At 42.6% G+C, this 19,481-nt stretch carries 18 protein-coding genes and 5 pseudogenes; 11 read left to right on the top strand and 12 right to left on the bottom strand.

Annotation, left to right across the window (positions count from 1 at the left end):
• Nucleotides 1–55 precede the first annotated feature (55 nt).
• From NSTC745_RS16920 to NSTC745_RS16895, 6 genes are all read left to right on the top strand, one after another.
• Entirely contained in the window at nt 56–1,168 is a 1,113-nt protein-coding gene (locus NSTC745_RS16920) for an alkene reductase (protein ID WP_445638171.1), read from the top strand.
• Between the two features lie 176 nt (nt 1,169–1,344).
• The gene (locus NSTC745_RS16915; protein ID WP_445638170.1) at nt 1,345–2,007 is read left to right on the top strand and encodes a nitroreductase family protein; all 663 of its coding nucleotides are present in this window, start codon (nt 1,345–1,347) and stop codon (nt 2,005–2,007) included.
• A gap of 226 nt (nt 2,008–2,233) precedes the next feature.
• The gene (locus NSTC745_RS16910; protein ID WP_445638169.1) at nt 2,234–3,526 is read left to right on the top strand and encodes an MFS transporter; all 1,293 of its coding nucleotides are present in this window, start codon (nt 2,234–2,236) and stop codon (nt 3,524–3,526) included.
• A 4-nt stretch (nt 3,527–3,530) separates the two neighbouring features.
• Entirely contained in the window at nt 3,531–4,220 is a 690-nt protein-coding gene (locus NSTC745_RS16905) for an SDR family NAD(P)-dependent oxidoreductase (RefSeq protein ID WP_445638168.1), read from the top strand.
• Between the two features lie 33 nt (nt 4,221–4,253).
• Nucleotides 4,254–5,024: a class I SAM-dependent methyltransferase gene (locus NSTC745_RS16900; RefSeq protein ID WP_445638167.1), complete on the top strand. Its 771-nt coding sequence runs from the start codon at nt 4,254–4,256 to the stop codon at nt 5,022–5,024.
• A 543-nt stretch (nt 5,025–5,567) separates the two neighbouring features.
• On the top strand, nt 5,568–5,831 hold the full coding sequence (locus NSTC745_RS16895) for a HetP family heterocyst commitment protein (RefSeq protein ID WP_445638166.1): 264 nt from the start codon (nt 5,568–5,570) through the stop codon (nt 5,829–5,831).
• A 303-nt stretch (nt 5,832–6,134) separates the two neighbouring features.
• Here NSTC745_RS16895 and NSTC745_RS16890 read toward each other — a convergent pair whose 3' ends face one another.
• On the bottom strand, nt 6,135–6,518 hold the full coding sequence (locus NSTC745_RS16890; RefSeq protein WP_445638165.1) for a beta-lactamase hydrolase domain-containing protein: 384 nt from the start codon (nt 6,516–6,518) through the stop codon (nt 6,135–6,137).
• Between the two features lie 398 nt (nt 6,519–6,916).
• Nucleotides 6,917–7,747, bottom strand: a pseudogene (locus NSTC745_RS16885) (ATP-binding protein); the annotation flags it as partial.
• 66 nt (nt 7,748–7,813) lie between these two features.
• Here NSTC745_RS16885 and NSTC745_RS16880 point away from each other — a divergent pair.
• Complete coding sequence (locus NSTC745_RS16880; protein ID WP_445634837.1) at nt 7,814–8,164, top strand: transposase; 351 nt, start codon at nt 7,814–7,816, stop codon at nt 8,162–8,164.
• A 25-nt stretch (nt 8,165–8,189) separates the two neighbouring features.
• A pseudogene (locus NSTC745_RS16875) lies at nt 8,190–8,636 on the top strand (transposase); the annotation flags it as partial.
• Here the strand turns inward: NSTC745_RS16875 and NSTC745_RS16870 are convergent.
• The 3 genes from NSTC745_RS16870 to NSTC745_RS16860 form a co-directional block, all read right to left on the bottom strand.
• Nucleotides 8,625–11,687 carry a PAS domain S-box protein gene (locus tag NSTC745_RS16870; protein WP_445638164.1) on the bottom strand — a complete coding sequence of 1,021 codons (3,063 nt, stop codon included), beginning with the start codon at nt 11,685–11,687 and terminating at the stop codon, nt 8,625–8,627. The pseudogene NSTC745_RS16875 and the gene NSTC745_RS16870 overlap by 12 nt on opposite strands.
• Nucleotides 11,688–12,107: 420 nt before the next feature.
• Complete coding sequence (locus tag NSTC745_RS16865; RefSeq protein ID WP_445638163.1) at nt 12,108–12,644, bottom strand: IS630 family transposase; 537 nt, start codon at nt 12,642–12,644, stop codon at nt 12,108–12,110.
• Between the two features lie 52 nt (nt 12,645–12,696).
• On the bottom strand, nt 12,697–13,191 hold the full coding sequence (locus tag NSTC745_RS16860) for a helix-turn-helix domain-containing protein (protein ID WP_445638162.1): 495 nt from the start codon (nt 13,189–13,191) through the stop codon (nt 12,697–12,699).
• Nucleotides 13,192–13,661: 470 nt separating this feature from the next.
• On the opposite strand from NSTC745_RS16860, the gene NSTC745_RS16855 reads away from it, so the two are divergent.
• Nucleotides 13,662–13,913, top strand: coding sequence for a hypothetical protein (locus NSTC745_RS16855; RefSeq protein ID WP_445638161.1), 252 nt, complete (start codon nt 13,662–13,664; stop codon nt 13,911–13,913).
• 303 nt (nt 13,914–14,216) lie between these two features.
• On the opposite strand, the gene NSTC745_RS16850 is transcribed toward NSTC745_RS16855, so the two are convergent.
• Nucleotides 14,217–14,438, bottom strand: coding sequence for a DUF4327 family protein (locus NSTC745_RS16850; protein WP_445638160.1), 222 nt, complete (start codon nt 14,436–14,438; stop codon nt 14,217–14,219).
• Nucleotides 14,439–14,971: 533 nt separating this feature from the next.
• Here NSTC745_RS16850 and NSTC745_RS16845 point away from each other — a divergent pair.
• Nucleotides 14,972–16,204 (top strand): cysteine desulfurase-like protein, encoded by a 1,233-nt coding sequence (locus NSTC745_RS16845; protein WP_445638159.1) that lies wholly within the window; start codon nt 14,972–14,974, stop codon nt 16,202–16,204.
• Here NSTC745_RS16845 and NSTC745_RS16840 read toward each other — a convergent pair.
• From NSTC745_RS16840 to NSTC745_RS16820, 5 genes and pseudogenes are all read right to left on the bottom strand, one after another.
• Nucleotides 16,201–16,476 (bottom strand): hypothetical protein, encoded by a 276-nt coding sequence (locus NSTC745_RS16840; protein WP_445638787.1) that lies wholly within the window; start codon nt 16,474–16,476, stop codon nt 16,201–16,203. The genes NSTC745_RS16845 and NSTC745_RS16840 overlap by 4 nt on opposite strands.
• Nucleotides 16,382–16,725: pseudogene (locus NSTC745_RS16835) on the bottom strand (sensor histidine kinase); the annotation flags it as partial. The pseudogene NSTC745_RS16835 and the gene NSTC745_RS16840, both read right to left, overlap by 95 nt.
• The gene (locus tag NSTC745_RS16830; protein ID WP_445638158.1) at nt 16,691–16,903 is read right to left on the bottom strand and encodes a PAS domain-containing protein; all 213 of its coding nucleotides are present in this window, start codon (nt 16,901–16,903) and stop codon (nt 16,691–16,693) included. The gene NSTC745_RS16830 and the pseudogene NSTC745_RS16835, both read right to left, overlap by 35 nt.
• A gap of 12 nt (nt 16,904–16,915) precedes the next feature.
• Nucleotides 16,916–17,821, bottom strand: a complete 906-nt coding sequence (locus tag NSTC745_RS16825) for a PAS domain-containing protein (protein ID WP_445638626.1) — start codon at nt 17,819–17,821, stop codon at nt 16,916–16,918.
• 12 nt (nt 17,822–17,833) lie between these two features.
• Nucleotides 17,834–18,543: pseudogene (locus NSTC745_RS16820) on the bottom strand (IS1 family transposase).
• A gap of 108 nt (nt 18,544–18,651) precedes the next feature.
• On the opposite strand from NSTC745_RS16820, the pseudogene NSTC745_RS16815 reads away from it, so the two are divergent.
• Nucleotides 18,652–19,089 (top strand): annotated as a pseudogene (locus tag NSTC745_RS16815) (CHASE2 domain-containing protein); the annotation flags it as partial.
• Nucleotides 19,090–19,136: 47 nt separating this feature from the next.
• On the opposite strand, the gene NSTC745_RS16810 reads toward NSTC745_RS16815, so the two are convergent.
• Nucleotides 19,137–19,376, bottom strand: coding sequence for a transposase (locus tag NSTC745_RS16810; protein ID WP_445638157.1), 240 nt, complete (start codon nt 19,374–19,376; stop codon nt 19,137–19,139).
• Nucleotides 19,377–19,481 lie beyond the last annotated feature (105 nt).

Genomic DNA, 19,481 nt, shown 5'->3' with positions numbered 1-19,481 from the left:
CCCGAAGGGTTTTGCCCAATACCCAATAATTAATAACAATTTGGAGCTATAACTAATGAGTACTGAAATTAACTTATTTTCTCCTTATCAATTGGGGGATCTGGAACTGCCGAACCGAGTAGTGATGGCGCCGTTAACCCGAAATCGGGCGGGTGAGGGAAACGTACCACACCAGCTTAATGCTACCTACTACGCCCAACGTGCTTCGGCTGGATTGATTATTTCTGAAGCATCACAGGTAAGCCCAGAAGGACAAGGCTATCCGGCTACACCAGGAATTCATTCGGCAGAACAGGTGGAGGGTTGGAAGTTAGTAACCAATGCTGTACATCAGGAGGGAGGGAGAATTTTTCTGCAACTATGGCACGTAGGCAGAATTTCTCACCCTGACTTACAACCTGATGGAGCTTTACCTGTGGCTCCCTCTGCCATTGCTGCTAAGGGTGAAGCCTCAACTTTTGAGGGGCCGAAACCGTTTGTTACTCCTCGTGCTTTAGAAACTTCAGAAATACCGCAGATAGTAGAACAATATCGCCAAGCAGCGGCAAATGCTCTGGCGGCTGGGTTTGATGGGGTGGAAATTCATGCAGCTAATGGTTATTTAATAGATCAGTTTCTGCGGGATGGCACCAATCAGCGCACAGATAAATATGGGGGTTCCATAGAAAATCGCGCTCGATTTTTGTTGGAGGTGACAGAGGCGGTAACTAGTGTGTGGGATTCTCAGCGAGTGGGAGTACGTTTTTCTCCCAGTGGGACTTTTAACGATATGCGTGACTCCAATCCTCTGGAGACATTTGGTTATGCGGCTGGTGCGTTAAACCAGTTTAATTTGGCATATCTGCATATTTTTGAAGCAATAGAAGCAGATATCAGACATGGTGCGGTTGTTGTGCCTACTAGTCATATACGCGATCGCTTTACAAATACACTCATTGTCAATGGTGGTTATACTCGCGAAAAAGGCAATGCTGTAATCGCAAACAAAGCAGCAGATTTAGTTGCCTTTGGCACATTATTTATCTCAAATCCAGATTTACCTCAACGTTTGGCTTTGAATGCACCACTAAATGAACCCAATCAAGCCACATTTTATGGTGGCAATGAAAAGGGATATATAGACTATCCATTTTGGTCGGCTGCTAGCGAAGCAGTAGCCAACTCATAATTCGCCGAATTTGGGATTTTGGATTTACAATTCTTGCATCTAAGGTTTAAAAATGTCTCAGAGCAAGCGAATTTCTACTCGCTCTGCTCCAAGTAAGCTAAGTAGAAAGAATCTAAAATCTCAATCGAAAATCCAAAATTGCTTAACTCAACTAACTATCAAAAGAGGAGAATCTCATGAGTTCAATCACCCAAGTCCAACCTTTAGATGTACCAACTGCGATCGCTCAACGTCGTTCAATTAAAACTTTTAAATCAGACCCCATAGCTCCAGAACTACTCAAACAATTGGTAGAGTTAACTGTGGCAGCACCGAGCAGTTTTAATATCCAGGACTGGCAAATTATTCTCGTACAAGATGAGGCACAAAAAGCGGCGCTATCAGCAGCATCTTGGAATCAACAGCAAATTGTTCAAGCACCTGTAACCTTTGTATTTGCTGCCAATCCTAACGCCGGCGAACAAGATTTGACCCCGATTTTTGAGCAGGCACTCCAGACTGGAGCATGGAATGATAAAACCGTAGACTACTTTAAAACCGCCATCCCACAATTCCAAGGTGGGTTAGGCGACAAGCGACGTGAATATGCCATCAAAGATGCGATCATTGCCGCTACCCATTTGGTGTTAGCAGCAGAAAGCCTGGGATTGTCAACATGTTTTATGAACGGTTGGATTGAAGAGAAAGTCAAAGAAGTGATTGGTGCTGCCGATAATCCAGATTTAGCGATCGCCGTTGTAGTTCCCGTAGGCTACGCAGCAGAACCACGCTTAAATCCCGGCCGTTTACCATTTTCCTACAACGTCTCTGTAGACAGAATCGGTAACCCATATAGCTAAATTGGATATGGGGCATGGGGCATTGGGCATGGGGCGTGGGGAAAGGGAAAGGGGTATGGTTCGACAAGCTCACCAACCGGGGAAAAGGGGAAAGATTAAATTTATTCCTTTTCCCTTTAACCTTTTCCCCTGCCCCTCTGCCCCTCTGCCCCCTGCTCCCTGCTCCTCTGCCCCTCTGCCCCTCTGCCCCTCTGCCCCTCTGCCCCTGCCCCCTGCCCCCTGCCCTATGTCCCTACCCTCATTCCTCGCCCGTCGTTCGCTTCATTATGGCTGGCTCGTCGCGGGTTTAACATTTCTCGCTTTGTTGGTGGGAGCCGGAATTCGCTCTGCTCCCGGAGTTTTTATAGTGCCTCTCGAACAGGAATTCGGCTGGAGTAGAGCTACTATATCTTTGGCAATCTCGCTGAACTTGGTACTTTACGGACTAATCGGCCCTTTTGCTGCCACAGTTATGGAACGCATCGGCATTCGTCGGATGATGGTGTTTTCCCTGGCTGCGCTGGCGATGGGTGTTGGTTTAACTACTTTGATGTCAGCGCCCTGGCAGTTAGTTTTGCTGTGGGGCATAGTTGTCGGTTGTGGTAGCGGAGTTATCGCCCTGGTTTTGGGTGCGATTGTTGTCAATCGCTGGTTTTTTGAAAGGCGGGGTTTGGTTTTAGGTATCTTGACTGCTAGTACTGCTACTGGGCAACTAGTGTTTTTACCTGTACTGGCTTCAATTACCGATCGCTTTGGCTGGCGAACTGCGGCTTTGATTCTCGCTGGTGCAGCAGTTTTAATTATGCCAGCGATCGCTATTTTTATGCGCGATCGACCGGCGCAAGTCGGTTTGCGGCCCTTTGGTGACAACAGCGAAACTGCTGAAGTATTACAGCCTAAAGCAAATTCCATCGCCTCTACCTTCAGTGCCCTTTGGCTGGGAATGCGTAACCGCGACTTTTGGTTATTATTTGGTAGCTTTTTTATCTGTGGTGCTAGCACAAATGGATTAATTGGGACTCATCTGATTCCTGCTTGTATTGACCACGGTATTCCAGAAGTCAAAGCTGCTGGTCTTTTAGCAATCATGGGTCTATTTGATTTTCTGGGAACAACAATTTCCGGCTGGCTATCTGACCGCTGGAATAATCGCTACTTGTTGTGTTGGTACTACGGACTGCGGGGTTTGTCTTTGATTTTCTTACCCTTCAGTTTTAATTTTTCCTTTTATGGGCTTTCTGCCTTCGCTGTCTTCTATGGGCTTGATTGGATTGCCACCGTACCGCCTACAGTACGTCTCGTTGCTAATGTCTTCGGCAAAGAAAACGTCGGCGTCATGTTCGGCTGGATTGTAGCAGGACATCAAATTGGTGCAGCCACAGCAGCATTCGGAGCCGGGATGCTAAGAACTTCTACAGGCACTTACTTACAGGCGTTTATTTTATCGGGCGTTCTCTGCTTGATTGCCGCAGTTTGCGTACTGCGGATTGGTCAAAGTCCCACTAAGGGCAATTCCCAGCTATTAAAACAGGAAACTTGAAATTATGGCAACAACAGCATTGATAGTGGGAGCGGGTAGCGGACTAAGTGCCTCTTTAGCCCGATTATTTGCGAAAGAGGGAATAAGTGTGGCTTTAGCTGCTCGTCAAATAGAGAAACTCACTCAGCTAACTAATGAAATTGGGGCGCTGAGTTTAGCCGCTGATGCCTCAAAACCTAATGAGGTAGAAAAATTATTTATTGATGTTGAAAACCAGCTAGGTTCGCCAAATATCGTAATTTATAATCCTAGTTTCCGCGTCCGGGGGCCTTTGGTTGAGCTAGATCCCGATGGTGTGGCAAAAACTCTAGAAGTGACTGCCTACGGTGGCTTTTTGGTTGCCCAAGCTGCTGCCAAACGGATGTTGCAACAGGGGGGTGGTGCGATTTTCTTTACTGGAGCCACAGCTAGTGTTAAGGGTTTTCCTCACTCTGCTCCCTTTGCAATGGGTAAATTCGCACTGCGGGGTTTAGCTCAGAGCATTGCCAAGGAACTAGCACCAAAGAATATCCATGTGGCACATTTTATAATTGATGGGGCAATTCGCTCGGCAGTCCGCCCAGATCCAGTAGATAATACTGATAGTACTCTCGATCCGGATGCGATCGCCCAAACTTACCTCAGTATCCTCCGCCAACCCCGCAGTGCTTGGACATGGGAGGTGGAACTACGTCCGTGGGTAGAGAACTTCTAGCCAAGGCAATTGTTACAAGAATAGTTTGAACGTATGAAAATTGATTTTGGTGCAACTGCTGTTGATTATGCAAAACACCGCGCTGGTTTTCCCAGTTCATTATTTAACAAACTGTCTGAATATGGTATTGGTTTACCAGGGCAGAACATTGTTGACCTGGGTACAGGAACAGGAACGCTAGCGCGGGGTTTTGCTAATAGAGGAGCTTATGTAATTGGCATCGACCCATCAGCTTCACTTCTAGAACAAGCCAGACAGTTAACCGAATCAGCCCAAATCAAAGTAGATTATCGAGTCGCCACTGCTGAAGATACCGGGTTACCAGATGCAAGTGCTGATGTAGTCACCGCCGGACAATGTTGGCATTGGTTTGACCGTGCGCGTGCTGTCAAGGAAATTACCAGAATACTGAGAGCGAATGGTTTAATTGCGATCGCTCATTTTGATTGGATACCTTTAAAAGGTAATGTCCTTGAAGCAACAGAACAACTGATTAAAGCTCATAATCCCGCGTGGAATCTGGGGGGCGGTAATGGATTGTATCCCCAGTGGTTACAAGATATTGGAGAAGCCGGATTTCGAGACATCCGTACATTTTCTTACGACCTATTTGTATCTTATACCCATGAAGATTGGCGGGGGCGAATTCGTGCTAGTGCGGGTGTAGGAGCGAGTTTGACACAAGAAAAGGTAGAAATATTTGACCAGGAACTAGCGTTATTACTGGAAGCGAAATATCCCACACCAATTTTGCAAGTACATCATCGAGTGTGGGCAGCGATCGCCAAATCACCAAAGCCATAGTAATAATTCAAACTTACATGTAAATTTGCTGATTATATTTAAGCAGCCTCTTTTTAAGAATTTTTTGGCATCACAGATACTCAGGAACCAAAACAACATTCAGTTAAGAATGGTGCGTTATATTACTGGCGTGACAAGGCTAAAATGTTGCAATAGATTTTATTGTGGGATGGGTGTCCTCACCCGTCTGGGCGGGCAGGATGCCCACCCCACAAGAGTCAAGCTAATGCACTATTTTAAGCTTGCCACGCCACTACACATAGTTAGATTTTTTCAATACTCAAATCGGATTCCTATAGATTCAAACTTATAGAATGAAAAAATACAAGTCTTTTTTCTTAAAAAACTGCCAATTTGGCTAACTAAGACGCAAATACATATTATTCTAGATGTGTATAAGTTTTCAATCAGGCATAACTATAGCAATCCTATCAAAAGCAAAAATTTGTTTTTCTTGAAGAGTGAAGCCGCTTTAGTCAAACCAAATTATTGAGTAATCGCTATCGAACAAGACTGTTTGGGTAAGTTACATCAGGGTTAACCATGAACTACCAAATTTCTTCCTCTCAAAAAAATTTTCAAAAAGCTATGAATCCAGAACAATTGGAGCAGGTGATCGCAGCAATTACTGATGGTCGATATTCCTGGGCTTGCGTGCTGATTCTACGTTTTATTGGGTACAATCCACTCCATTTTATTCCCCAAAGAACTTACAGCCGTTTAATCAAAGAAAATTACAGTCGTTCAATCGAAGAAAATACCTATGTTCCGAACTCGCCTGTATCTACCACTAGGCTAAATTCGTAATTTTTAATTAATTTTGGCAATGATTAAGTAGGAGGCACGATAGCGCAGCGTAAAGCCTTCTCTACGAGAGGCTTTGCCAAGGGCATGGCTTCTCTACGAGACGCTGCACGAACGCTTAGAGCGAGTCTGCGAGCGTCGGCAGGGGGCAGGATGGAAAAGCCAGTTTTTATTAAGGTTTTAAACATTTGTATTTTACATTTAATTATGTCTTCCTACTTAAAAACGTCTCAAACAGTTGGGCTATTGATGTTGCAACCTACGGCAAACGACTCAGATAGCATCTAGAATATGCCGATTTTCTAGCTAAATTAAGCCTAAATTAATAACTTTTTGCAGTGCTTTATCAAAGCTTATGCCTTGTTTTAAGGCAATATATAGCAATACTATAGTGACTGAACGAATTGAATTATCACAATGAATGACAGTCGGTTTTGGTAATTCACCAATTCTCTGAAATATTTGCAGTGTAGATTCGTCTTTAATGTCTTGAGGTTTGAACGGGAGGTTTAGATAGTATAATCCCAAAAACTCAGTTTTCTCCTGTTCATTAGCTAACAAACCTGTTTCATCAGGCGAACGCAAATTCAGTACAGACTTATAACCCTCATCAGCTATTTGTTTTAGCTGAACTAATGTAATTTGTCCAGCGATCGCTAACTCATCATTAATCTTCCTAACAATATTCATCGGGAGTATCCCAATTTTAACAATATGTTACCCACAGCCCCAGTTTAAAAAAACAATTTGAGGAAGTTGTGAGTGAATTGGGAATTGGGAATTGGGCATTGGGCATGGGGAAGGGGAAAGGGGTATGGTTCGACCCTTCTCTACGAGAGGCTTCGCCAACGACAAAGCTCAGGACAGGCAAGCTCACCAACCGGGGAAAAGGGGAAAGATTAAATTTATTCCTTTTCCCTTTTCCCTTTAACCTTTTCCCCTGCCTCAAGAGCCTCCCCTGCCCCCTGCCCCCCGCCTCTACTCATCACTCTTGCAAGGAGGGGCAATGGAAGCAGGGGGAGAAGAACTTTTAACTTTTAACTCTTCACTCAACAGTCAACGAATCTTAAATTGCCAATTCTGAATCTTCAATTTCTAAATATTTGGTGTAATATTTTCAATAATTCTTTTGCTGTGTAAGGTTTTGACAAAACTGCTTGCACTCTAGCATCAGCAGCTTCGGTAAAGATTTCCATTGAGTTGAGACCGCTACAGGCAATAATTTGAACTTGGTTGTTCATTTTTTGTAAGGTGCGAATAGCGGTAATGCCATCCATTTCTGGCATCATGATATCCATTAATACAGCTTTAATTTGATGTTTGTACTGGGCATAAAGGGCGATCGCTTCAATGCCAGTACTGGCAGCGAGCATTTTGTAATTGTGATTTTCGAGGATGATTTTAGCAATCTCACGAATTTGAGGTTCGTCATCTACAACTAAAATTAATTCTCCTTGTCCTATTTGCGCTTCTGAATTTTCTACATTCAATACTTGGGTTGCTTCCACTGCTGGTAAAAAAACGTGAAATTTGCTGCCTTTACCAACTCGGCTGGATACTTTAATAAAACCACCGTGGCTTTTTATAATGCCAATTGCAGTTGAAAGCCCTAACCCAGTACCTGTATTAACTTCTTTTGTAGTAAAAAATGGCTCAAAAATTTTATCTAATATTTCTGGCGGTATCCCCATTCCATTATCGGCAATAGTAATCGCAATATAATTGCCAACTTGTGCATCAAGATTCATTTTCGCATAAGCTTCATCAAGAAACTCATTTGTTGCCGAAATTTGGATATTGCCGCCGTCTGGCAGAGCGTCGCGGGCATTGACTACTAGATTCATTAATACTTGATGTAGTTGTGTGGTGTCTCCAGTTACAGCCCAAATATCTTCTGCGATGCTTGTTGAAAATTCAATGAATCTATCCCACTAATACCAGCAATATGATAATCTGCTGTTGATAACGGTAAGTTTGATCGAGTTATGGCTGGGCGATTTGAAGGATTAAGCGATCTGGAATGGAAGCTGTTTGAGGATATATTTCCCAAGGAACCAGAAAAGCGCGATCGCGGAATGCCTCATGCACCATTTCGTCATGTACTGAACACATTGCTGTATATATTAATAACAGGATGTCGTTGGTGTGATATTCCAAAAGGGGAAATTTGGGCATCAAAAAGTGCAGCGCACAGATGGCTTCAGCGTTGGCAAACAGATGGGACGTTAGAAAGTTTACAAGCACGTACATTAGGAATTGCTCAAGAGAAGGGTTTAATCAACTGGAACTACGGTGCTGTAGACGGGTCTTTTTCCCCCTGGAAAAGGTGGCGGTGAGGGGGTTGCGTATGGTCATAAAGGAAAGGGAGTTCTAATACATACCTTCACTGATGGTAATGGGATGCCATTAGCTAATTGCACAACACCTGCCAATGGTAATGAACGGGAACAAGTTATACCGCTTCTCGATAGCGTCAAAGTCAAAACGAATAGACCCGGTAGACCTCGTAAACGAGTTAAAGTTCTTGCAGCTGATAAAGGTTACGATTCTAAGGATAAACGTGCAGCCTTACGTAAACGAGGTATTAGACCCCAATGGCCCAAGCGTACTTGGAAGAGCAAGAAAAATCGGGGTAGACCAATTAAAATTTCCGTGCCGCGTTTTCAACAAGAGCGTTGTTTTGCTTGGTTCCAACGAAAATATCGTCGGCTCGTTGTGAGATGGGAAAGAATTGCTGCCTGCTTCAATGGTTTTCTTTCTCTAGCCACAATTCATATTTGGATTAGCAGAATTTTATTAGTGGGATAGATTCATGGATCTGGGGAATGTTTGCCGAGCAATTTGGATAATTTCTGAAATCAAATACTCAACTTGGATAATTGTGCGCTCTCCTTTAAATCCTCGCGCAAAAGATAAGACTTGCTTGACTAATGTCGCCCCGCGTTTGGCGTTACTTTCTACAAGTGTCATTAGCTGCTGACAACGGTCTTCGTCTTGGAAAAATTTGTTTTGTAACAATTGAGATGCGGCTAAAATTGGCGTCAATATGTTATTTAAGTCGTGGGCAATGCCGCCTGCAAGGATACCAACGCTTTCCAATCGCTGGGTACGAAAAAACTGCTCTTGGAGTTGTTTCTTTTCTGTAATATCTGTGTCAACACAAAGGATCGATTTGGGTTTACCGTTTGCATCCTGCATTAATGTCCAACGGCTTTCGACGACAATTTTCTTACCCGATTTGGTAATTTTATTTAACTCACCTTGCCAAGAACCATTTTCTATTACGCTTTTTAGCGGCACTTCTAATTGCGATTGAGTTTCTGGTTGAAACAAAATCTCTCTAGAGTCTCTTCCAACAACCTCTGTGGAAAGCCAACCGTAGATCCGCTCTGCACCTTTATTCCAAAATAATATTTGGAATTGGAAATCTCGAACTAATATGGCATCGGTGGCAATATCAAGTAGAGCAGCTTGTTCGGAGATTTTTTGTTCGTTGAGTTTGCGATCGGTGATATCTCTGCTTGTGCCGATGGTTCGTATTGGCTCGCCAATTTCGTTGTAGTATACCTGACTTGTACAGTTTAACCAGTGTATACTGCCATCAGGCCAGACGACTCGATACTCTATGGTTCCTCTTCCTTCTTCAATAACGCGAGTTATAGTTGCAAGCATAGATTCGCGGTCTTCTGGATGGATTAAATTCAGGTAATCTTCAAAGGAAGGACATGGACTGCCGCAGGGTAAACCATACAGTAGTCCCATATTGGCAGACCAAATAACGGTATTGGCCTTCAGGTTCCTATCCCAGATGCCCATGTGGGCAGTTTCTAGAGCTAAATTCAATCGCGCTTCACTTTCGCGCAGTGATTCTTCAGCGAGTTTGCGCTCGGTGATATCTTCGGCGATACCGCTATAGTAGTTAATTTTTCCTTGGCGATCGCACACAGGAAAACCCCGGTTCCAAATCCAGCGTAAGGAGCCGTCAAGTTGGAAAATCCGATATTCTGCTGAAGCCGACTGATTATTCAGCAATTGTTCGATGAATTTGCTGGCCAAATCGCGATCGTTTGGATAAACCGTATCTATCCATAATGACTCTTCAAACAAATTCCTACGAGAACGTCCCCAAATTTTTTCATAAGCTGGGCTAATGTACAAAGGTTGCAATGAATTAGGGCTAGCAATCCAAATCACTGCCTCGGTATTTTCGGCGAAATTGCGGAATTTCTCCTCACTCTGGCGCAGTGCTTCTTCGGCAATTTGGCGATCGCGCAGTGCTACTTGCTGTTCGGTAATGTCTCTCCCTACCCCTTGAATTTCAACAATCTCTCCTTTTTCATCTTTAATCCCAATACTCTTCCATTCAAACCAACGAATACCGTTGACAGTCAATACACGTCGCTCGCCAGTTGTCAAGGAATAAGACCCAGATATTAAATTTGTGATATTTTCCTTAGTTTGCGGCAAGTCATCTGGATGAAGAAACTCAAAAATCGGCTGACCGCGAAACTCATCTTGTTTCCAGCCAAAGGTTTGACAAGCAGCCGCATTGGCAAAGGTCACCTGCCCTTGCAAATCAATGCGGATAATAATATCCGTTTGGCTTTCTACGAGTTGGCGATAGAGGTTTTCACTTTGCCTTAATGCCTCTTCGGCGTGTTGGCGTTGGCTAATTTCTTTTTGCAATAGTACGTTGGACAAGACAAGTTCTGCTGTTCGTTCTGCCACTCGTCTTTCTAGCTCATCGTTAGCTTGGCGCAGTGCTTCTTTTGCTTGTTGCCGTTCGCTAATGTTGCAAATTAACCACCGCCAGCCAACCTGCTCATCTTGTGAGTCGTATATCGCAGCCACTTTAATCCTAGCCAGGAAAGGTTTCTTTTTCAGCGGTTTGAGGCTAATTTCCCACTCCTGCACCTGCTGGCAATTATTCAGTCGGGTGCTAAAGGTCTGGCGGTCTTCCTGAGCAACAAACAATACTAACGGTTTGTTAAACAAAAATTTTTGGGGCATAGCAAGCAATGTTGCTGCCGCATGATTAACCTCTTGGATAATACCTGCTGTATTAGTTACTAAGTAACCATCTGGAGCAAAATCAAACAAATCTTGGTAACGCTGCCGCTCTAATTCTACTAGTTCGCGAGCAGCAAGCAGTTCTTCATTTTGTTGCCGCAGATCCTCTTGTGCCGTCTGAAATTCTTCCAGCGCTTGCTGAAGTTCCTGATTTACTTGCATGATTTCACGAGATTGTGCCTCAACCCATAGTTTTAAAAAATTTTGAGTTTGGTAGCGCACTTGGTCTATTTCAACTTGCTGATTAATTTGCCTAAATTCATTTGTGTGTTTTTGGAAACATTCCTGTAATCCTTCAACAACGCCAGCCATTTTTACTAAATCAAAGGCTTGTAACAAGTTAGCCTCACTGATGACTCCTACCAATTGCCCACCATCGTCTAAAACTGGCAGATGGTGAATTTGGTGCTGACGCAATAACGATAAGGCCATGAAAATATCTTGAGAATCTGATTCTCTCAAAGTCACAACTGGCTGCGTCATCACTTGAGCCATTGTCACCGTCGATAAATCAATTTCAGAAGCTATAAGTCTAACTACATCTTTTTGTGTAAAAATACCTAATAAGTTTCCTGCCTCCATAACCAACACACAATCGGTTAATGATTGCTCTCGAAGACTTAAATCAAACGATCTATTTAAACTAGACTGTGCATATTTATTACATCTTTCCTGACTCATTAAGACAATAGCTTCGACTACATAACTATCAGGGTTAATCGTTAATGGGGTACGATTAATCACATGATATAAAGCAGGTAAATCAATCAGGCGATCGTTGAATTGCATAGTTAATTAGTCAGTTCTAATTATCTTGTTGATAACAGGAGGAACTAGCGCAAGCTAGCAAAATTAAAAGTAAGTAAATTGCTGGAAATCAATAATTTTTGTGCTTAATGAAGTAATCAATCAAGTATGTCGATAAATATGCCCTGTAAACTTCACTAGACGAATACAGGAAAAACAGCACAATTTAGTAACTAAGCCAGGAACAGCAAGTAGATAGAATTTTAAAGCAGACAAACTAATTCTATTGTCAAATTCAATATAGATGAGCTGTTATTTAAAGAGATTACCTTAATTAATGGCGTTGTAGTATTACGTAGCGTGAAATTTTAGAAATTGACAATACGATTAGAGGCAGCACTTACCCACAAAGGTTGTCTGTTGAGACTGGGTGTAAGGGTGTGAGGGTGTAATACCATTTCTTTATGAAGCTGCGCTAAATAAAGCTTCAAGAATAAAGTCATAAGAAGTGAGAGAGGCAATCATCTCAGGTGTAATCGCTTTGAGGACATCAGTTAGTTTCTGCTGTAGTTGTGTGAGGGTTTTACAATTTTCCCATTGGAGTTTAGATTTGAGAAATTCCCAAAACCGCTCAATTGGGTTGAGTTCAGGAGAGTGAGGAGGTTGAAAAATAGGGATAATGTTATCTGGACAATCGAGAGCTTTCGCTTTGTGAAAAGACCCTTGGTCAAACTGGATAACCGCGATGTCATCACCAAGGTCAGCAGACAGCAACTCTAAAAAATGTTGGAAACAATCACCATTGAGATAAGGGAACTCATAGAAAAAGCTGTATCCATTTAGGGGTTCTACAACTCCGTATAAATAAAAATTTTCACGCTGCCATTGGCTTAAACCTACAGGTTTAACTCCTCGAGCCGTAATTAAACGTCCTGCAATTGTCTTTAATCCTAAACGTGTTTCATCCTGACCGGAGGCGGAGCGTCTCCGGCTCCGCACAAGTACCTCAATCGTTTCCCCTCTCCAAACTCCTCTTGCAAGAATTTAAATGCTAAAGGAAGTTTTTTTTAAAGTGAGATAGACTTTCTGGGTGTTGCTTGGAGCTTTGAGGACGAGGCACTTTCAACTTCGCACCCAAACGGTTGCGAACAATTTCATACACTGTTTTGTAGGCAAGTGAAAGTCCTAATTCGCTCTTGAGCCATTGTTGAATTTGACCATAGCTTTGAAACCCAGATGGTTCCTGCAATTGCTGTTTCAAGCGTTCTAAGTCTGAACCACTGAGGAAGGGAACTTTCCCTGGTGCATGTTTTACTTCAAGCAAGCCACTTCGCCCTTCATCTTTATACTTTCTAACCCAACGAGTTATAGTTGCTTCATCACGCCCTAAACGTTCTGCTAGCGATCGCCTGCTGCTGACTTGACCGCTCTTAAGCCAATAAAGCATTTGCAATCTTTCTTTGCTACTTGCCACTGTGGCATGTCTGAGAGCTTTCTCCAATTCTTCAAGGCTTTCTGAAATCTCAATTTCAAATGGACGACTCATAACAAAATTACTAAATGCACCCATCTATAAAGTTTGACGTAGTTTGGCGCATCTTCATACAGAATTGGTATAAGGGTCTAAAGGAACAAGAGTTAACAGACAGTAACTCTTTTCCCTACACCCCTATAGCCCCATACCGTTCAGTTAAGCTTAAGCTTTTTTTCTCCCCCTGCCTCCCCTGTCCCCCCTGCCCCCCTGCCTCCCTGCCTCCCCTGCCTCTTTTGAACTCTGTGGTTGTACTAGGAAAATTTCAGGATCTTATAAACAAAAAGTTCAATATCCTGGGGCCATTACTCAATAAATATGTATAAATATTATAGAAATAATAAGTATTTTATATTTCCTCACAACTTCCTCACATTCTGAGACTATAGTCAAAATATAGACAAATTAGTTTTAAGTAACTACGGGTTTTTCAACTGGCTGCCTGGATTTGCAATAACACTTTTATTAACAGGATTTGACAAAATATGAATTACTGTCCTTGCTGTTCTGGTCTACTTTTAGAACATATACGCGGTGGAGAAACTTATTGGTTCTGTCGCCACTGTTGGCAAGAAATGCCTGTTTATAATTGGAACGAACCCGGTTCATTTGCAGAGACCGTTATAGGAAAATTACCTAGCCAGCCTCAAAATATTGAACGTAGCACTACACCTATCTACGCAAGGCGACGCCGATCCATCAATGGATGGATTGGATTACAAGAGTTACCTGCCTAATAGCAATTTTCTGAAATTAAATAAGTATAATTTCCTACTATCTTTTTAGGTAATGAATTGATTGAAAATGCTAGGCTCTAGCCCGCATATTAAGTATTACCTGACACAATACGAAAAAAGTAGGAGAGTGGAGAAGCAGAGGGGCACGAGATGTTTTGCCCCTCTTTGCGTACTTCATTTACCTGAAATACGCTGTATCTTATAAACCCCGAATCAATTTAAGGGTTTTTCGTTTTGAAAACTTGATTTGTAATTTCCTATTTATTACGGTGTTGCTAATAGCTTCAGCTTCTAAATGCAGCCTCAGTCTTCATCCCAAGATTCGTGTTCTAGTAAGTCAATAATTCGATCTCTGAGTAGAAATTCGTTTTTTTCTAGCTCAAGTTCAAAATTAACCCAATCACGATGAGGAATATATTTACAGAGGGTATAAATTTGCTGCTGACGGTTAACAAGTCTCTTTTTAACAAGTTCAAGTGCTTCTTCCTTGATCAGCTCGATGTCATATTTAACCGTAGTTTTCATGGGTTGTTCCTTTGTTTTCAATCAAGGAATTACAGCAGAATTCAGAATGGGCTATGCCCCGCTACGCTAACAAAATACAGAATTTAACAGATTAAGTTCTATTGCCGACTTGGGGCGATCGCACAGCTAAGGCGTATTTGCGATCGCCTGGCTTTGCCAATGCCAAGGGCGAAGGAAACTTTGGAGGTAAAACAGGATTAATACCTAATTTTGGAATTTAGCTTGCGTACTTTACTAACTTGAAATCTACTGTAAGAATCAAAACAATCCTTGCTTTGACTCTACCTTAAACTTATCAAAAAAATTCGTGAAAATTGTGAAGAATCAAGACATTAATGCTTGCTGTAAACTAGAAATGTTAGTAATATACTCTTTTGTCTTCTAAGTATACCCCCTTCAGATAGAGGTTTTTGAAAGGTAGAAAGGCTGGCATGACAAACTTTAAGAGCAAACAGGGAACGATGCATATGTTCTCTGGGCGACTTGCCAAAAGATAGGCTAGTGTAAATAACGTTCTCTAGAGAATTTGTACCATGCTCCTGAATGTTGATAAAGTTCGTCAATATTTTCCTGCCCTTGCTGGTGAATGGACTTTTTTTGATAATGCTGGCGGGTCACAAACCCTGAAAAAAGTAGTAGATAGAATTAGCGAATTTCTCTTGACTTCTGATGTTCAGTTGGGAGCTTCTTATGGAGTTTCGCAACTTGCAGGAGAACGACTAGCTTTAGCAACTAGAGCAATTGCTACTTTGATTAATGCTAATTCTCCTCAAGAAGTGGTAATGGGGCCATCTACTACCATGATGTTAAGAGTTCTTTCAATTTGTTTAGGTCAAACCTTCGCACCTGGTGATGAAATTATTGTTACTAATTGCGACCACGAGGCGAATATCGGTGCTTGGCTTGCTCTGGAAAAACAAGGAATAAAGATAAAAGTATGGCAAATTCGCCCAGATACCTTGGAACTCGATCTTGCAGATTTGGAACCATTGATGAATGAGCGGACAAAATTAGTAGCCTTAACTCATGCTTCTAATGTTTTAGGAACTATCAACCCTATTAAAGAAATTGCTGCATTTGTACGCGATCGCCATGCTATGATTTGCGTCGATGGTGTTGCTTACGCGCCACACAGATTGATTGATGTTCAAGATTTAGATGTTGATTTTTATGCTCTGAGTTTTTATAAAGTCTATGGACCGCATCATGCTTTACTTTATGGAAAAAAAGAACATTTATTAAGATTGCCTGGGCTGAATCATTATTTTATCGGCCAAACAGATATACCTTATAAATTTCAACTAGGAAATGTGAATTTTGAATTGAGTTATGGAATGTTGGGTTTATGTGATTATCTGAGCGAACTAGCACAACTTCACTACGATAATCAAACTGCACCGGATTTGAGAAATCAGATGGTACAGGCATTTGATTTAATTAGCATACACGAAGAACAGATTAGCGATCGCCTCCTAAATTACCTCAACAGTAAGCCTAATGTTCGAGTCATCGGTCAACCAAAAGCTGACCGCAATTCTCGCGTACCAACTATATCTTTTGTCGTAGATGGAATACACAGTTCAACAATTCCACCAAAAATTGACAAACACTATATTGGAATTCGCTACGGAGACTTTTATGCTAAACGCTTAATTGAATATTTAGGTTTAGCATCTCAAGGTGGAATTGTTAGGGTGAGTATGGTACATTACAACACCCTTGAGGAAGTTAATAGGCTGATTGAAGCTTTTGAACAGGTATTTTAATATGGGGCATGGGTTATGGAAGGCTGTTGAGTTTGGGCAACGACGAGCCGACCTGGTAGTGTGAATATTAAGACTGCCGCGATCGCAAAGCTGAGAGCATCCAAAAAGAAAACTTGTCTTGCATCGATGAAGGCGGCGAAACTTCCAGCAATAACAGGCGCGAGTACACGTGGAGTGTCAATGAGATAAATATAGCGGTAGTTTGACTGTAAAAGTTGCTCCCTGACCAACTCCAGGACTTTGGGCAGAAATTGTACTGTTGTGGAGTTCAACTAAGTGACGGGCGATCGCCAACCCCAGCCCATCCCTTTGGCTGCATCTGAATCTCTAGCTTGACGGAAGCGCTCGAAGACATGGGGAAGGAAATCAGCAGCTATGCCAATGCCTGTATCGGTGACACAAATTCGAGCACAAGAAATATTAGGAGAATGGTCATCGTCAATTACTGATAATTCAATGGTGACGCTACCTGAAGAGGGGGTAAATTTAATGGCATTGCTGAGGAGATTGGAGATAACTTGTCCGAAATGTTTCGTGTTCGGGTGCGAATTCGAGAATGGTTGTGCCGATCGCGTTGGTGAGTCCGGTTTGATCGATAAAAGCGGGATTTGCTTCGAGAAAGCGATAATCAAACGGCTTTTCTTGTGGGTCGAAAAGTACCTCGATAATGCAGAAACCGGCATCGATCGCATCAAACAAACCCCGATATTTTTATTCTGATTCGCGCAGCGCTGATTCAGCACGTTTGCGTTCGGTAATGTCGTAAGAAACTGCCAGCACCGCATATACTTCACCATCAGGAGATCGCAGCGGTGTTCCCCGTGAGAGGTAGGTGTGATGGTGGGCATTATGTTCATGCTCAAAGGGTTCGCCTGCCAGAGCTTGACGGTACATCGGCTCGTAACTTGCGGCTAATTCAGGCGGCAGCACCTCAAAAATAGTTCGCCCAACAAAGTCTTCGGGCTTGAATCTGGCGGCGGACAGTGCTTCTCCCTCTGCCAGCAAATAGCGCAAGTTGCGATCGACAACAAACACTGCCCCACCGGGCAAATTTGCGATCAAAGCGTGGGTCTGCGCTTCGACCTGCTTGCGTTCTACAATTTCTGTCTCTAACACCGCATTCGCCGCCAGCAATTCTCCTGTCTGACGCTGCTGCAACAGCAGGGCAGTGGCGGTAAAGTCTGCCAAACTCGTCATGACTCGCACATCTTCTAAGTCAAACTGCCGCTGCTCATCGTGGGACGTAATCCAGATCGTGCCGAAGACATGACTGTCGGCAACAAGCGGCAACACTAACCCTTTGACGATCGGGGTATTGGCTTCCTGAAAGTAGGTGAAATAGCGCTCAGGATAAGAAAACAGAACTGGAACATCTTGCTCCAGACAAACCCCGCACGGTCTAAAGTTACGGGGGGTGCTGCCGCCAACATCGCTGACTGTAATTTGAACGTAGTTAGTCATTAGTCCTTTGTCATTTGTCATTTGTTCTTCTACCGACGATCGATGACCAGTGACTAATGACAACCCAACTTCTACCCTTCCTCCCTCTGACGTGAATTTGATGGCGTTTTCTAGTAGGTTAGCAATAATTTGTTTAAGGGGCGTTGCTGAATTCAGGGATGAATTAATTTATGCAGGTAAGTTTTGATACTTCAAATAGTGCAGTAATAATTTAATTGAGTACCTCAGCATTTCTTCTGACTTGGAATAACATAAAGTTTTTCGGTGAAGTCGTGCAAGATAATGGCGTAATCGGGTATTCTCATTTTCAACTCTTGTCATGTATGTTTTGCTAATAATTTGGTCTCCATTGGGAATAAAAATAGGGTAAACTTTCCAGCCATCTGTTACATAAAAATAGCTTTTCCATTGTTTCACGGTTTCCCACAATGGCTCAAATGTTTTAGCACTTCGATCTCCTAAAACCCAGGCTAAAATTCCTTGATTAAAGTGATTTACTGCCGTCCACAGCCAAATTATGTTTTTTTTGAACTTATAAATGTTTCCAACTCATCCAATTCTCCAACTTCGGGAATTTCCTCTTCTTTGGGTACATCTGAAAGTTTTTCTCCTAATTGCTTAACCCAATAAATTATCGTCGTATGATGTACACTTTTAACCCGTTCTATCCCACGAAAACCCATGCCATTCAAGTACATTTTTAAGCATTCTTGTTTCAGTTCCTCTGAATATCCTTTGGGCGGATCGTACACGTCGATAAATTGGCGTTAGCGAAGCGGGGCGGAACGCACGTCGCAGTTTGTACAAATGTGATTTTGTTTACCTCTGCGTTTTCCATTCTTCCGTATTTTCGTAGACCTACAGTATGGACATTGCACAGTAGACGACCTCAATTCATCCCTCTATTATGCAACGCCTAATTTGGTTCTAAAGTATTTAAACGCTTAAAGCCAGGTCGCAGTGGTGGCTATCAACAACGAGTTGATTTAGGCGGATTTCAAATACTTGTCAACTACCGGAATGCAGATTATCAAAGAGTTTCTTTAGCAGATGTATTGAGCGATAAGGTTAACTATGGTTTTTTCAAAGATAGGATAGTTCTTATTGGAGTGACAGCTAACACTATCAGCGAGACTTGGTCAACTCCCAACTCCGCTGCACAGCAACCTTACCAGGAAATACCGGGCATATTTATACAAGCACAAATGGTCAGCCAAATTCTGAGTGCAGTTTTAGACGAACGTCCGATTCTTGGGGTTTTGCCTTTCTGGGGCGATATTGTTTGGATATGGGTATGGTCGAGTGTGTCTGGTTTGATGGTTGAGTGCATGTGTTGTTCGCTACTCAATAAAGGATGCGCGATATTTGCGATCGCTATCATTTTATATGGAGTTTGTGCGATCGCTATGTGTGCGGCTCCTTAATCCCCATAAGCATAAACAGTGATTCTAAAAATCCTTCTGCTTGCCGTCTAGGTAAATGAAACACTGATTGAATTGTTCCCATTGTAGCGTAGACGCGTTAGCGGCTTGTCGTCAGACATCGCCGTATCTGAGTAATAATTCGATGCTCCTTTTTTCCCCGTTTTTTGCTGGTTGCGCCACTGCTCGATTACTTCTTCATCCAGCCAGAAAGTTATACTGCCTCGAAGCTTTAGTGCTGCATCATAGGCGTTCCAATTCTTAACTTTGTACTGGGCTTTCGTCTTCATCTTGTGCTAAGTGCGGCGATAGAACATAACTAAGAGATAGGTAAAATTTACCATTTTCCCTATTCATGCAACAACGCCCATTGATGCTGGAAATGCAAGTAGCTA

Source organism: Nostoc sp. DSM 114161, from assembly GCF_052692665.1.
This window is presented reverse-complemented; position numbering and strand designations above follow the sequence as displayed.